The sequence below is a fragment of the Scandinavium sp. UTDF21-P1B genome (genome assembly GCF_040750395.1).
Classification (GTDB): domain Bacteria; phylum Pseudomonadota; class Gammaproteobacteria; order Enterobacterales; family Enterobacteriaceae; genus Scandinavium.
In genome coordinates this window covers 123468-138359 of the sequence record NZ_JBFLVD010000008.1, presented here as the reverse complement: position 1 = coordinate 138359, position 14892 = coordinate 123468, and the positions used below count along the sequence as shown (strand labels likewise).

Sequence of the window (14892 nt, the reverse complement as noted above, 5' to 3'; positions counted from 1 at the left end):
TATGAGTAAACCCATTGTGATGGAACGCGGTGTTAAGTACCGCGACGCCGATAAAATGGCCCTTATCCCGGTTAAAAACGTGGCTACTGAGCGCGAAGCGCTGCTGAGAAAACCGGAGTGGATGAAAATCAAACTGCCGGCTGATTCCACCCGTATTCAGGGTATCAAAGCGGCCATGCGTAAAAACGGCCTGCACTCAGTGTGCGAAGAAGCCTCCTGCCCGAACCTCGCGGAATGTTTTAACCACGGCACAGCCACCTTTATGATCCTCGGTGCAATTTGCACCCGCCGCTGTCCGTTCTGCGACGTAGCCCACGGCCGCCCGGTTGCACCGGATGCTAATGAGCCGCAGAAGCTGGCACAAACCATCGCCGACATGGCGCTGCGCTACGTGGTGATTACCTCCGTTGACCGCGACGATCTGCGCGACGGCGGTGCTCAGCACTTTGCGGACTGCATCGACGCCATCCGTGAAAAAAGCCCGAATATTAAAATCGAAACGCTGGTCCCGGATTTCCGTGGTCGTATGGATCGCGCGCTGGAGATCCTCACCGCCACGCCACCAGACGTCTTCAACCACAACCTGGAGAACGTTCCACGCGTTTACCGCCAGGTACGTCCAGGCGCAGACTACAACTGGTCTCTGAAGCTGCTGGAGCGTTTTAAAGAAGCGCATCCGGATATCCCGACGAAATCAGGTCTGATGGTTGGCTTAGGCGAAACGAACGCTGAAATCATTGAAGTCATGCGCGATCTGCGTCGCCACGGCGTAACGATGCTGACCCTGGGCCAGTATCTGCAGCCTAGCCGTCACCACCTGCCGGTACAGCGCTATGTCAGCCCGGATGAGTTTGATGAAATGAAAGCCGAAGCGCTGGCGATGGGCTTCACCCACGCCGCCTGCGGGCCTTTCGTGCGTTCTTCTTACCATGCAGATTTGCAAGCCAAAGGCATGGAAGTGAAGTAATTCGCTCTGCTGACAAAAAGGCCGCTGCGTAAAAGCAGCGGCCTTTTTGTTTTCTCGTCCTGCTAAACCCAGCCCAACGAAGTGGTGTAACAGTTAGTTGCAACGTTTTCAGTCAATGACCTGAAAAACGACAAGAGGCCGCAACGGACCCTGTTGCGGCCTCTCTGTTAAACTCGTGGCGTCGGTAAACAGACCTGTGAAGAGAAACGCTAACTTCCGGCTGTTTCGGCTGCGCCGTTACTCTTTATGAGAGAGTTTTTCTGCCGGGACTTCGTCTTCCGCGCTTTTCTTCGCGGCGGTGTCGTCTTCGCTCATGGCTTTCTTGAAGCCTTTAATTGCCGAACCCAGGTCTCCGCCCAGCGTACGCAATTTTTTGGTGCCGAACACCAGCACGATCAGTGCGGCCACCACCAGCAGCTTGGTAATACTAATCTCACCCATAGATACCTTCTTGATTAAAACAGGCTACAAAACGCGCCAACAAAACCGTAGCTAATTAACGGTCATTTCGCGAGGGCACACAATAGCAATCTGTAACAAGGTGAATCAAGCATTGATTAAAAAATCAGCGCATAATTTGCGGTGGCGCAAAGCGCCGGTTTTTAAGGATCGGCAGCTGGTCGCGGACCTGCTGAACCACATCACGCTGAATATCAGCGAAAATCAGCTGCGGCATACTGCCAGCCCCCGCTAACGTCACGCCCAATGGATCTACAATCCGGCTTTGCCCAATATTCTTGTTGCCGCATTCGCCCGCCGCCACAATGTAGCAGGTTGTATCGAGCGCTCTCGCCGCCAGCAGAGTAGCCCAGTGATGCTCTTTCAACGGGCCGCGTACCCAGGCGGTCGGCAAAACAAGAAGCTCTGCGCCTTTTAGCGCCTGCGCCAGAGCCATTTCGGGGAAACGAAGGTCGTAGCAGGTCATCAGACCAATCTTCATGCCCTCCACCTCGATAAGCTCCGGTAGTGCGTTCCCGGCGTCTACCCGCTTTGACTCCTGAATACTGAACGCATCGTAGAGATGAAGTTTCTGATACTGCGCGATGATTTCGCCCCCGCGCAGCGCCACCAGCGTATTAGCGGCACGCCCTTCGCTCGTCGGCACGTGCAGAGTCAGAACGGTCGTCAGTGTGTTGCAACGGCTCTCTTCGAGCAATAGCGCTAAAAAGCCGCCATTCAGCCCCTGAGCCGAGTTCACTGACATGTCAGGGTCATTATCACTCCGGGCCAGCAACGCCTCTGGCAGCACCAGAAGCGACGCCTGAGAGGCCTGTGCCTGCTGCATCAAAGATACGCAGGTCTGGGCATTCGTGGGCCAGTCAGGGGTGACCGCAAATTGTCCGGCAGCAACGCGCATAAAGTCTCCAGGGTTCTCGTCGTAGCCAATTGTGCGGCACGACGCTAAGATATCCGCTTTAGTATTCAAATAGCAGGAATTGGCGGTGTTACAAATCCTTTTAGCAGTTTTTATTGGCGGGGGCACCGGCAGCGTCATGCGCTGGTTACTCGGTATGCGTCTGAATCCACTGCATCATGCACTCCCGCTCGGTACGTTGACCGCTAACCTGCTTGGGGCGTTTATTATCGGCGCCGGGCTGGCGTGGTTTAACCGGATGACTCATATCGATCCGATGTGGAAACTGCTTATCACAACGGGTTTTTGCGGCGGCCTGACTACCTTCTCGACATTCTCAGCGGAAGTGGTATTCCTGATGCAGGACGGGCGTTTTGGCTGGGCGCTGATGAACGTGGCCGTTAACCTGCTGGGTTCGTTTGCCATGACGGCAGCGGCAATGTGGATTTTTTCAGCGGCGCGCTAACAATTTACCGGAACGATCATCAGAAACAACAGACGAAAAAAAACCCGTCAATGACGGGTTTTTGTATTCTACTGACGAAATGCTTAGATAGGCATTACGTTTGCAGCAGATGGGCCTTTGGCACCGTTAGTGATTTCGAACTCTACACGCTGACCTTCAGCCAGAGTTTTGAAACCGTTGGACTGGATTGCAGAGAAGTGTACGAATACATCTTTGCTGCCATCTTCCGGAGTAATGAAACCAAAGCCTTTGGACTCATTAAACCACTTAACGTTACCTTTAATCTTAGACATCAATATTACCTTTACATGAAAATGGACACAAATGCTGTGTCGGCTAACAGTACAGCAATTGTGGTGCCTTTTGTCCAGCTTAAGTTAACGAAAAAGTGATAAAAGTCGCTTATTTTTACTTAAACCGGGAGTTAGTCGTTGTTTTTACACGCGTCTCTGGCACCACTGCCGTCAATCACATTTTTTGCACCTTAAAACTGGAAACGCATCCACGCAAAGTAAACGTTGCCGTTGTTATAAGTGCCCGGAATGTAAGTCATCTGGAACGTCGCCGGGCCATAGCCGACGGAAGCCAAAGGCAGCAGCACCGGGATCGGGATGTACTTCCAGTTATCACGAGCCGTCGCACCGACCGTGTAACCCAATCCCAGATGAAACTTATCGTCTGCCAGCGGGCGCCAGGTTTTCTCCCAGCCGTAGCCGCCGATAGGCTCCCACTTGTTATAGGAATCCTTAAAGGCCATCAGATAGAGGCCATGCCAGTTCCCTTTGTCATCCCAGCGCGACTGGCCAAAACCCGCGCCCCAGGGACGCTCGTTATAGCGATCGGTTTTCTCTTTGTCGTAGGCGAAGCGCGCATGCCAGGTAATCGCAGGCACATATAAATCATAGTGTTCTGGCGACTGCCACGTTTGCGCAATGTTATCGCCGAGCGTAGAAAACGCATCGCTGACGCTGGACGTCATATTTGCCTTGGCCGAAACGGCGAACAGCAGCTGGCTTGTCAATAACCCTGCAAGCGTTAAGAATTTAATCAATCTGGACACCAAAAATAACCATTTAACGTTCATACCTGAACAGTGTAACCATCTTAAAATTAATGAAACCTTAACGACAGCGGAATAATCTCTTTTGTAAAAAAACAGCGCCGTTAAGGCGCTGTTTATATATCAATTAGAGAGATGATATTAGGAAATATCCTGGCGCGTTCGATGCAGCAGTTTATAGACCGCCGGAATAACCAGCATCGAAAGCAGCGGTGCAGTGACCATACCGCCAATCATCGGTGCCGCAATGCGGCTCATCACCTCGGACCCGGTGCCACTGCCCCACATAATCGGCAGCAGGCCAGCCATGATGGTTGCCACGGTCATCACCTTCGGGCGAACGCGAAGCACTGCGCCTTCGTGAATGGCGTGCAATAACGCGGCATTTCCCATTTTCCCTTTTGGATCCTGATATTTAGTCAGCGCCGTATTCAGGTATAGCACCATAATAACCCCAAACTCAGCCGCGACCCCCGCCAAAGCAATAAACCCAACCGCACTCGCAACCGATAAATTATATCCCAGCAGCCACAAGAGCCAGACGCCACCAATCAAGGAGAATGGTAGCGTCCCCATAATCAGTAACACGTCGGAAATACGACGAAAAGTCAGCCACAAAAGCATGAAAATTATCATCAGCGTCACCGGCAATACTATTTTTAGTTTTGCCATTGCCCGCTCAAGATATTCAAATTGCCCAGACCAGGCGAGCGAGACACCCTGCGGCAGTTTGACCTGCTGCGCCACCCGCTGCTGCATCTCTTCCACGGCGGACTTCAGATCTCTCCCACGCAGGTCGACATAAATCCAGTTCGACAGGCGGGCATTTTCGCTCTTGAGCATCGGCGGCCCTTCGCTGATACGCACGTCAGCCAGCTCGTCGAGGGTGACCTGGCTGCCATTCGCCGTCACCACCGGCAGTTGACGCAGCTTTTCAACGTTGTCACGCAGATCGCGGGGATAGCGAACGTTAATCGGAAAACGCTCACGTCCTTCAAGCGTCTGCCCAACGTTTTCCCCACCAACCAATGTGCTGACCAGCGATTGTAGCTCCTGCACCGAAACGCCGTAGCGAGCAGCCTGCTGGCGGTTGATGGCAATATCGACATAGCGTCCGCCGGACAAGCGTTCAGCCAACGCAGAGGTCACGCCCGGAACGGTTTTCACCACGCCTTCAATCTCTTGCGCAACGCGCTCAATATCCGCCAGATTGTTGCCGTTCACCTTGATACCTACCGGACTTTTGATTCCCGTCGCCAGCATATCAAGACGGTTACGGATCGGCGGCACCCAGACATTAGCAATGCCCGGCACCTGCACCGTTTTATCGAGTTCCTCAATCAGCTTTTCAGTGGTCATGCCCGGCCGCCACTGGTCACGTGGTTTGAAGTGAATGGTGGTTTCCAGCATCGTCAGCGGCGCAGGATCGGTTGCGCTGTCTGCCCTCCCCGCTTTCCCGAAGACGCTCTCCACTTCCGGCACCGTTTTGATCATCCGGTCCGTCTGCTGAAGCAGTCGCCCCGCTTCCCGCACCGAAATGCCCGGCAGCGTGGACGGCATATACAGCAGGTCGCCCTCATCGAGCGGCGGCATGAACTCGCTGCCGAGTCGACTCAGCGGCCAGAGCGTCAGCACCAGGAGCGCCATCGCCATCACCAGCGTGGTTTTCGGCCAGGCCAGCACCTTATCGAGCAGAGGCTCATAAGCGCGAATCAGCCCACGGTTAATTGGATTGGCCTGCTCATCGGGGATCTTGCCACGAATAAAATAGCCCATCAGCACGGGGATAAGCGTGATCCCAAGCCCGGCGGCCATCGCCATCGACCAGGTTTTGGTGAACGCCAGCGGCGAGAACATCCGCCCTTCCTGCGCCTCTAGCGAAAACACCGGAATGAACGACAGCGTGATAATCAGCAGGCTGCAAAACAGGGCGGGCCCCACTTCCACCGCGGCTTTTTCGGCGATTCGCCAGTAGTTCGGCTCATCGTCGGGATAGTCGTGTCGCCACTGCTCCAGCACCTTGTGCATATTCTCGATCATCACAATCGCCGCATCGACCATCGCGCCAATGGCAATCGCTATCCCGCCCAGCGACATGATGTTGGCGTTAATGCCCTGATAGTGCATCACGATAAACGCGCCGAGAATACCGAGCGGCAGCGAAACAATTGCCACCAGCGCCGAACGGAAGTGGAACAGGAACAGCGTGCAGACCAGCGCCACCACGATAAACTCCTCGATGAGCTTATGGGTGAGCGTCTCAACCGCATGCTCAATCAGCCCGGAGCGATCGTAAACCGGCACAATCTCCACACCCAGCGGCAGCGTTTTTTGCAGATCGGCAAGTTTAGCCTTCACCGCGTGCAACGTATCGAGCGCGTTTTTACCATAGCGCATGACGATAATACCGCCCGCAACTTCACCCTCACCGTTCAGCTCCGCCACGCCACGACGAATCTCCGGTCCGATCTGCACCTTAGCGACGTCAGACAGCATCACCGGCACGCCGTCACGGCTGGCAATCACCACATGGCGAAAATCGTCAGGCCCCTTCAGGTAGCCCGTCGTACGCACCATGTACTCGGCTTCGCCCATTTCCATGACTGCGCCGCCGCTTTCCTGATTTGCGGCTTTTAGTGCCGCAACCAACTGCTGATGGGTGACGTTCAGCGCGCGAAGCCTGTCGGGATCCACCACCACCTGATACTGGCGCACCATGCCGCCAACGCTCGCCACTTCTGAAACGTTCGGCACGGTTTTCAGCTCATACTTGAGCGTCCAGTCCTGAAGCGCACGCAAATCCGCCAGGCTGTGCTTACCGCTTTTATCCACCAGCGCGTATTCATAAATCCAGCCGACGCCTGTGGCATCCGGCCCCAGCGCCACCTTGACGCCTTCAGGAAACTGCGACTGAATCTGGCTTAAATACTCCAGTACGCGCGAGCGCGCCCAGTAGATATCCGTCCCGTCCTCAAACAGCACGTACACATAGGCGTCACCAAACATCGAAAAGCCCCGCACAGTTTTCGCTCCGGGCACGGAAAGCATGGTCGTTGTCAGCGGCCAGGTGACCTGATCTTCAATCACCTGCGGCGCTTTACCAGGATAGCTCGCACGGACAATCACCTGGACATCCGAGAGATCAGGCAATGCATCCAGCGGCGCACGCTGCACCGACCACCAGCCCCAGAGAGCCATACCCAGCGCCGCCACAATCACCAGCAGGCGATTACGCAACGCACCACGAATCACTGCGGCAATCATTGTGCAGCCTCCCCGTCATGATGCGCATGGGTATCTGCGGCAGGCGCCTCCGGCAGCGCGCTGCGCAGGCTCGCTTCGGAATCAATCAGGAACTGCCCCGAAGTCACTACGCGATCGCCCTCTTTGAGGCCGCTGCGGATTGCGGTCCAGCCGTCGGCGCTCAGGCCCGGCGTGACGTTCACCGCCTGGAAATGCCCCTCTTCCCCGGCAACAATCACCCGATTGCTACTCCCGGTCGCAATCAGCGCTTCTTCAGGAACAGCCAGAACCGGCGCAGACGCCGGCTTTTTAGCCTGCTCCACGCGCAGATACATCCCCGGTTTCAGCTTTTGCTCCGGGTTATCCAGCACGATACGAGCCTTCAGCGTGCGGGTGGCGGTTTCCATCTGTGGCAATAGTTCGCTGATGCGACCGTGAAACGTCTGCCCCGGCCAGCTTTCCGACGTGGCGATAACTTCACTGCCCACCGCCACTCCCGCCGCCTGGCTTTGCGGATAATCAACCACCAGCCAGATCGGATCGAGGCTTGCCAGCTCGAACAACGGTGCGGTCGCGGCCACCTGTGCGCCTTCACGGGTATCGAGTTTTGCCACATACCCGGCGTTCTGTGCCCGAAGCGTCAGGCGAGTCTGCGGTTTTCCGCTGCGCTCCACCTCGCGGACAATCGCCTCCGGCATAAACTGCAGCGCCAGCCGTTCGCGGGCCGCACGCGTCAGGGCGGCATCGCCCAGCTGACGGACAGCCAGATACTCTTGCTGCGCCGTGGTCCACGCCGGGATCCAAAGCTGCGCCAGCGGCTCTCCCGCTTTTACCCACTGCTGCGGCGCGCGGACAAACAGCTTTTCCACCACCCCACTGGCGGGCGACGGCACGGTTTGCAGGCTGCGCTCATCGGTTGTCACCGTCGCCCAGGCCTGAAATGCAGGCGTCAGGCTGCGCATCTGCGCCGCCTGCACCACCATCCCTAAATTTTGCTGCTGCTGAGGGCTGATGCTCACGCCGCTCTGCGCCGGGCTCTGGCCTTCATCGGCGTAGCGCGGCACCAGCTGCATATCCATAAACGGCGATTTACCCGGTTTATCGAAACGCTGGCCTGGCACCATAGGATCGTACCAGTAGAGGACTTTGCGCTCTGCTTTCCCGGGATGCTCAGCGGGTTCCTCACCACGCGAGCCCGCATAATACCCGATGCCTGCCGCCAGCAGGGCAACACTCACCGTCATCAAAATCATTTTTTTCACAGGGCGCTCTCCTGAGGGATCAGGTAGTTAATGGCCGCCCAGTTACGGGCAACGGCTTTTTCAGCAACGCTGGTGGCGAGCGTAGAATCCAGCAGATCGCGGCGGGCAGAAAGCAACGCCGACAGGTCCGACTGCCCCGCGCGGTACTGAGCGTTGAGCAGCTTCACCCGCTGCTGCTGCAAAGGGAGCACCTCATCGCGCTGACGCAGCCACAGCGTTTGCGCAGCCTGATACTCAGCAATCAGCGTGCTGAGCTGTGCGGCATGCGCGCGCTGCATCAGGGCCAGCCGATCGTTCGCCTGCATCGTGCGGGAAACATCAGCGGCGTGATCTTTGTCCTGCCGTTTAGACTGGAACAGCGGGAGATCAACGGTGAACATCACCCCGGCCATGTCGTCGTAGTCCTCCGAGCGGTGCGCGTAGTAGACCTCCACGTCAACGTCAGGAATCGCCGCAATCGCCGACTCTGACGAGCGGGCTTTCGCCGTATTGGCCTCCCGCACCGCCGCAATCACTTCCGGATGCATCGCAATCCCTTCGTTCAGCGTTTTTTCGTCGGCGGGCAGCCGCTGCCAGGCAGGCATAGCCCCGCTGATATCGGTAACCTCTTCGCCGGTCAGCTGCATCAGGCGGGCCTGCGCCAGGCGCACATCACGTTCTGCAAGCGTGACCTTGTCGTGCATCTCGCTTAAGCCCACACGCAGCGTCAGTACGCTGTCCGGCGCGGACGATCCCGCACCTACGCTTGCTTTCTGCACCCCAAGCTGGCGTTCAGTTTCACTTACAAGCGTGCGGGCCGCAGAAAGGGCCTGCTGCGACAGCGCCAAATCCAGCCACGCCTGGGCGGTATCGCGTTGCAGATTAGCCAGCAGCGTTTGCGCCTGCGCGTTCACCCCGCGCGACTGCGCCTCGAGGGTTTGCGCCTTGCGGTCACGTTTCTCTTCGCTCACGTAGCGCTGCATGATGCCAATGCGCTGCATGGTCATTCCTTCACGGGTGAAGCGGCGGTCGTTGCTGCCCTGCACCGGCACGTTTTCAATGCCGAACTTGAGCTTTGGATCGGGCAACTGGCGGGCAGAATCAGCCATAGATTCCAGCGCGCGTGCTTCATTGCGGCTGGCCGAAAGTTCAGCGGAATAGCGGCGTGCGGCAGTCAGGGTCTGAGCGAGCGTCCACGACTCTGCAAATGCAGAAGCCTGTCCGGACGCGAACAGCACCCCGCCGAGCCACAGGCTCAGCGTCAATTTTTTCATGGTTATCCCCGGATCAGTGGCGAACGGTCAGCGCAGTGATTACGTAGCGGCCATCAACCAGACTGACGTCGAAATCCACCGGTTCATTGACGTTAATCGCGGGCAGCGCCAGGCCGTTAGCCAGCGCAAACGGCATCGTCATCGGCGGCCATTGCAGCTCGGGTACGGCATCGTGCTCAAGGGTCAGCGCATTGGCGGAGATGGCTTTGATTACGCCCTTCACGTGATAAACAGGGGCAGATTGTGCAGCAGCAGGCGCGGTATCAGCGGCCTGTACCGGGGAAATGGCAGAGACAAGCAGTGCGCCAGCGAGCGCAGCAGGAATCAGGAATGTCATGGTGTTCTCCAGATAATCGTTAAAAGTATGAAAATTAAGCGAGTTATCGGGAGTGTTTATTCTCGGAACCGGCAGAAACGGATCGTCGCCGGCGGCCCCATAGCCGGGGGTTTAAGGGACCAGTCAGTGCGGGTGACGGACTGGCAAGGGTGCTCCACTACAGCAAGCGTCAGCGTGACCGGTAGCGCGACGACGGGCGGATGATCGGCCACTTTCTGAGCGCTGTCCGGCACGCAGTGTTTTTCACACAGCGGCGTTTTCATGGCCATCGACGACATGCCCTGATGCTCAACATGCTGGAGCATCACGCTGTCGCCGAGCGGGTTGAGGTCACACTGATGCGCGGCCAGCGCCAGCTGGCTTTGCAGGACCAGCGCGCCAAAGGCCACCAGCAGCATCGCAAGATGCCGCCGGAAAAAGCGCAGTTGCCAGGTCCAGTGTGCGTTCATTATCAGCGTCGTTAAGTGAAAGTGCCCCGAGTATACGCAGCACAAAAACGACACCGGAAGCGATTTTTAAACTCTTTACACAACGCGAGAAAGAGACTGATTTTATTTAACTTTTATTTTTCATTCGTGTATCAATGGATGCCTGAAATATTCACCCAATAAGGAGATATAATGTGATAGCGGCTTTTGTTTCCGCGTTCAGGAAGGTCGTTGTCGTCAGTTTATTGATTTCCGTCAGTAAGTTTTGGCCGTTTATTGGGCACATTCCCAGACTTCTTTTTTTCAATATTCTCTTATTCAATATTTTCTTTGGGCTGCAGGAAGACAGGAATCCATCATGCTAACGTTGTTTGAACTCCTTATCGGAGTGGTCGTCATTGTGGGCGTCGCCCGCTATATCATTAAGGGCTATTCCGCGACGGGCGTGCTGTTTGTCGGCGGCCTGGCATTGCTGATTGCCAGCGCCCTGATGGGCCACAAAATCCTGCCAGCCAGCGCCAGCAGCACCGGCTACTCAGCGACGGACATTGTCGAATACATCAAAATTCTGCTGATGAGCCGCGGCGGCGACCTCGGCATGATGATCATGATGCTGTGCGGGTTTGCCGCCTACATGACCCACATCGGCGCTAACGACATGGTGGTCAAACTGACCTCCAAACCGCTGCGTTACATCAACTCCCCGTACATCCTGATGATTGCCGCCTACTTTGTGGCGTGCCTGATGTCGCTGGCCGTTTCTTCCGCGACGGGTCTTGGCGTGCTGCTGATGGGGACGCTGTTCCCGGTGATGGTAAACGTCGGCATTAGTCGCGGCGCGGCTGCCGCCATCTGCGCCTCTCCAGCGGCGATTATTCTCTCGCCAACCTCCGGCGACGTAGTGCTGGCCGCTAAGGCCGCGGAAATGCCGCTTATCGATTTTGCCTTCAAAACCACTCTGCCGATTTCCATTGCCGCCATTGTCTGTATGGCGGTGGCGCACTTCTTCTGGCAGCGCTATCTCGATAACAAAGAAAACATCTCCCACGAGATGCTCGACGTCAACGAAATCACCACCAATGCGCCGTCATTTTACGCCATCCTGCCGTTTACCCCGATTATCGGCGTGCTGATCTTTGACGGTAAATGGGGCCCGGAACTGCACATTATTACCATTCTGGTAATCTGCATGCTGCTGGCGGCAATTCTGGAATTCTGCCGTGGCTTTAACACCCAGAAGGTGTTCTCTGGCCTGGAAGTCGCCTACCGCGGCATGGCTGATGCCTTCGCGGGCGTTGTGATGCTGCTGGTGGCGGCGGGCGTCTTTGCCCAGGGCCTCAGCACTATCGGCTTTATCGACAGCCTGATCTCTATTGCCACCTCGTTCGGCTCCGCAAGCATCATCCTGATGCTGGTGCTGGTGGTGCTGACCATGCTGGCGGCCATGACCACCGGTTCCGGCAACGCGCCGTTCTACGCTTTTGTCGAGATGATCCCGAAACTGGCGCACAGCTCCGGCATCAACCCGGCGTACCTGTCGATTCCCATGCTTCAGGCCTCCAACCTGGGCCGCACTATTTCCCCGGTTTCTGGCGTAGTGGTGGCGGTATCCGGGATGGCAAAAATCTCGCCGTTTGAAGTGGTAAAACGCACATCCGTTCCGATTCTGGTAGGCCTGATCGTGGTCATCATCGCCACTGAACTGATGGTGCCTGCCGCCATGGTTCACTGATTACTGACAGCAACGAAAAGGCGCCTGAGGGCGCCTTTTTTGTGCTTTAATATTTCCAGAAATCTTTCATCCCGTTATCAGGAAAAACCATGTTCAGGAAGGATATAGCCGCCCTTTGCGCCATGGCGCTCATTCTGGGTGCCCCGCTCACGCACGCCGACCCTTTAACCGCAACAAAGTACGGCGATTTTGATCGCTACGTGCTGGCGCTTTCCTGGCAAACCGGCTTTTGCCAGAGCATGCAGGATCGCGATCGGAACGAGCCTGACGAATGTCGGCTGCAAAAAGAGGTGAAGGATAAAACCAGCTATCTGACGGTACACGGTCTGTGGCCAGGCCTGCCGAAATCTGTTGCCAGCCGCGGCGTGGACGATCGTCGTTGGATGCGCTTCGGCTGCGCAACGCGCCCGGTACCGAACTTGCCTGAAGCTCGCGCCAGCCGTAAATGCTCGGCGGCCGAAACAGGACTGTCGCTTGAGATGGCGAACAAGCTTAATAACGTCATGCCGGGAAGCGGCGGCGACTCCTGCCTTGAGCGCTATGAATACGCCAAGCACGGTGTCTGCTTCGGCTTCGACCCGGACGCCTACTTCGGCACCATGGTACGCCTGAACGGCGAAGTGAAGCAGAGCGCATTAGGCACGTTCCTGGCGCAAAACTATGGCAAAACCGTGTCCCGCAATGCGTTCAACGCGGCCGTTGCCAAAAGCTACGGTAAAGAAGGCGTAAAAGCGTTCAAACTCACCTGTAACGGTCACCCTGCCTGGTTAACCGAAATACAGATTGCCATCAAAGCTGAGGCCATCAATGCCCCGCTGGCAGAGGGCTCGCTGCTGCCTCAGCCTCACCCGGGCAACTGCGGCCAGCAGTTTGTGATTGATAAAGCAGGAAACTGAGTTTCCATTGCCCGGTGGCGGCTACGCTTTACCGGGCCTACAAAATCAACATCAACCCGATTTGCAGGTCCGGCAAGCGCCAGCACCGCCGGGCAATTCCCCTCAACAAGTCCCCTCTTTCATCGCCTTTCCTTATAGCCGGACCTGTATCACACTTCGCCATAAACGCATCAAATGTCATGAAAATGCATCATCTGCCCGGTAACTCTCCCCAGAAAACTCTGACCATAATCGCCCTGTCTGATATGTCTTATTCAAAGCATTATTTCAAAGAACCGGGAGCTGAACATGGCGAAGAAACTGATTGCACTTTGCGCCTGCCCGATGGGGCTGGCCCACACATTTATGGCCGCACAGGCGCTGGAAGAAGCAGCGATCGAAGCCGGTTACGAAGTCAAGATTGAAACCCAGGGCGCAGACGGGATCCAGAACCGCCTGACCGCTCAGGATATTGCCAGCGCAGATGTCATTATCCACGCCATCGCCATCACGCCCGAAGACAACGAGCGCTTCGAGACGCGCGACGTGTACGAAATCTCCCTCCAGGACGCCATTAAAAATGCTGCGGGCACCCTGAAAGAGATCGAAGAGCTGATCGCCGCTGAATAACCATAATCCTCAACCGCAAGGGTGTCAGAAATGGCAATAAAAAAACGCAGTGCCATTCGTCCTGCTTCGCCTGACGGCGAAGCCATTGCGCTGGCAACAGCGCCCGTAGAATCCGGTTCCGCCTTCTGGAAAGAGCTCCCACAGCACATCATGTCGGGGATTTCCCGCATGGTGCCGACCCTCATCATGGGCGGGGTGATCCTCGCCATATCACAGCTTATCGCCTACGTCTGGCTGGAGATCCCGCCTGATACCGGCATTCTGGACGCCCTGAACTCCGGAAAATTTACCGGCTTTAACCTGTCTGTGCTGAAGTTTGGCTACCTGACGGAATCCTTCGGCGGGCTGCTGTTCAGCTTTGCCATCCCGATGTTTTCGGCCTTTGTGGCCAACTCCATCGGCGGCAAACTGGCGTTCCCGGCGGGCTTTATCGGCGGCCTGGTCGCCACGCAGCCGACGCTGGTGCTGAACTTCGATCCGGAAAAACTGAGCTGGCTTGCCACTAAGCCCGTGCCTTCCACCTTTATTGGCGCGCTGATCATCGCCATTGCGGCAGGCTATCTGGTCAAATGGCTGAACGCGAAAATCTCGGTGCCGCAGTATCTTCTGGCGTTCAAAAGCACCTTCCTGATCCCCATTCTTTCCGCGCTGTTCGTGATGCTGGCGATGTATTACGTCATCACACCCATTGGCGGCTGGCTGAACGGCGGCATGCGCACGCTGCTGCTGGCAGCAGGCCAGGCAGGTTCGGTGATGTATGCCGTCGGCATGGCGGCCGCCACGGCGATTGACCTCGGTGGCCCAATCAACAAAGCGGCTGGCTTCGTGGCTCTCGGTTTTACCACCGATCACGTACTGCCCATCACTTCGCGCGCGGTGGCTATCGTGATCCCACCGATCGGCCTGGGGCTCGCCACGCTGATTGACCACCGCCTGACCGGCAAACGTCTGTTCAGCCCGCAGCTCTATCCGCAGGGGAAAACGGCGATGTTTCTGGCGTTTATGGGCATCAGCGAAGGGGCTATTCCGTTCCTGCTGGAGAACCCGATTGCAACGCTGCCTGCCTACATGGTTGGCGCGATTGCCGGGGCGATGACAGCCACCGCCTTCGGGGCCGTGCAATGGTTCCCGGAATCCGCCATCTGGGCCTGGCCGCTGGTCAGCAACCTTGGCGGCTACATGGCGGGCATCGCGGTAGGGGCAATTATCACGGCGTTGCTGGTCGTGTTAATCCGTAATGGCATGCACAAGCGCGGCAAGCTGGCTATCGACGGCATCTGAGAAG

Annotated in this window: 15 protein-coding genes; 6 read left to right on the top strand and 9 right to left on the bottom strand. The window is 56.6% G+C overall.

Annotated features, from left to right (window positions below; genetic code table 11):
- Position 1 precedes the first annotated feature (1 nt).
- On the top strand, positions 2-967 hold the full coding sequence (gene lipA, locus AB1287_RS04570; RefSeq protein WP_312624476.1) for a lipoyl synthase: 966 nt from the start codon (positions 2-4) through the stop codon (positions 965-967).
- Positions 968-1204: 237 nt separating this feature from the next.
- Here the strand turns inward: lipA and tatE are convergent, their stop codons facing one another.
- Together tatE and AB1287_RS04560 are read right to left on the bottom strand one after the other, a co-directional pair.
- Positions 1205-1408: a twin-arginine translocase subunit TatE gene (gene tatE / locus AB1287_RS04565; RefSeq protein WP_312624478.1), complete on the bottom strand. Its 204-nt coding sequence runs from the start codon at positions 1406-1408 to the stop codon at positions 1205-1207.
- Between the two features lie 124 nt (positions 1409-1532).
- Positions 1533-2324 carry a deaminated glutathione amidase gene (locus AB1287_RS04560; protein WP_435617095.1) on the bottom strand — a complete coding sequence of 264 codons (792 nt, stop codon included), beginning with the start codon at positions 2322-2324 and terminating at the stop codon, positions 1533-1535.
- Positions 2325-2409: 85 nt separating this feature from the next.
- On the opposite strand from AB1287_RS04560, the gene crcB reads away from it, so the two are divergent.
- Complete coding sequence (gene crcB, locus AB1287_RS04555; protein WP_312624482.1) at positions 2410-2787, top strand: fluoride efflux transporter CrcB; 378 nt, start codon at positions 2410-2412, stop codon at positions 2785-2787.
- 83 nt (positions 2788-2870) lie between these two features.
- Here crcB and cspE read toward each other — a convergent pair whose 3' ends face one another.
- The 7 genes from cspE to AB1287_RS04520 all read right to left on the bottom strand — a co-directional run bounded on the left by cspE (position 2871) and on the right by AB1287_RS04520 (position 10391).
- Positions 2871-3080: a transcription antiterminator/RNA stability regulator CspE gene (gene cspE / locus AB1287_RS04550; RefSeq protein WP_004100146.1), complete on the bottom strand. Its 210-nt coding sequence runs from the start codon at positions 3078-3080 to the stop codon at positions 2871-2873.
- Between the two features lie 191 nt (positions 3081-3271).
- Positions 3272-3796, bottom strand: a complete 525-nt coding sequence (pagP, locus tag AB1287_RS04545; protein WP_409438213.1) for a lipid IV(A) palmitoyltransferase PagP — start codon at positions 3794-3796, stop codon at positions 3272-3274.
- A 192-nt stretch (positions 3797-3988) separates the two neighbouring features.
- Positions 3989-7111, bottom strand: a complete 3123-nt coding sequence (locus tag AB1287_RS04540; protein WP_435617094.1) for an efflux RND transporter permease subunit — start codon at positions 7109-7111, stop codon at positions 3989-3991.
- Complete coding sequence (locus AB1287_RS04535; RefSeq protein ID WP_435617174.1) at positions 7108-8343, bottom strand: efflux RND transporter periplasmic adaptor subunit; 1236 nt, start codon at positions 8341-8343, stop codon at positions 7108-7110. Before AB1287_RS04535 ends, AB1287_RS04540 begins: the two co-directional genes overlap by 4 nt.
- Before the next feature lie 5 nt (positions 8344-8348).
- The gene (locus AB1287_RS04530) at positions 8349-9605 is read right to left on the bottom strand and encodes a TolC family protein (protein ID WP_312624487.1); all 1257 of its coding nucleotides are present in this window, start codon (positions 9603-9605) and stop codon (positions 8349-8351) included.
- 13 nt (positions 9606-9618) lie between these two features.
- Positions 9619-9942: a copper-binding protein gene (locus AB1287_RS04525; RefSeq protein ID WP_312624488.1), complete on the bottom strand. Its 324-nt coding sequence runs from the start codon at positions 9940-9942 to the stop codon at positions 9619-9621.
- 56 nt (positions 9943-9998) lie between these two features.
- The gene (locus tag AB1287_RS04520) at positions 9999-10391 is read right to left on the bottom strand and encodes a DUF2946 domain-containing protein (protein ID WP_435617093.1); all 393 of its coding nucleotides are present in this window, start codon (positions 10389-10391) and stop codon (positions 9999-10001) included.
- A gap of 337 nt (positions 10392-10728) precedes the next feature.
- Here AB1287_RS04520 and dcuC point away from each other — a divergent pair, with 337 nt between their 5' ends.
- The 4 genes from dcuC (at position 10729) to AB1287_RS04500 (ending at position 14888) form a co-directional block, all read left to right on the top strand.
- On the top strand, positions 10729-12102 hold the full coding sequence (dcuC, locus tag AB1287_RS04515; RefSeq protein ID WP_435617092.1) for an anaerobic C4-dicarboxylate transporter DcuC: 1374 nt from the start codon (positions 10729-10731) through the stop codon (positions 12100-12102).
- 89 nt (positions 12103-12191) lie between these two features.
- Positions 12192-12998 (top strand): ribonuclease I, encoded by an 807-nt coding sequence (gene rna / locus AB1287_RS04510; protein ID WP_435617091.1) that lies wholly within the window; start codon positions 12192-12194, stop codon positions 12996-12998.
- A gap of 288 nt (positions 12999-13286) precedes the next feature.
- Positions 13287-13607 carry a PTS fructose transporter subunit IIB gene (locus AB1287_RS04505; protein WP_312624493.1) on the top strand — a complete coding sequence of 107 codons (321 nt, stop codon included), beginning with the start codon at positions 13287-13289 and terminating at the stop codon, positions 13605-13607.
- Positions 13608-13637: 30 nt separating this feature from the next.
- Complete coding sequence (locus AB1287_RS04500) at positions 13638-14888, top strand: PTS fructose transporter subunit IIC (RefSeq protein ID WP_435617090.1); 1251 nt, start codon at positions 13638-13640, stop codon at positions 14886-14888.
- Positions 14889-14892 lie beyond the last annotated feature (4 nt).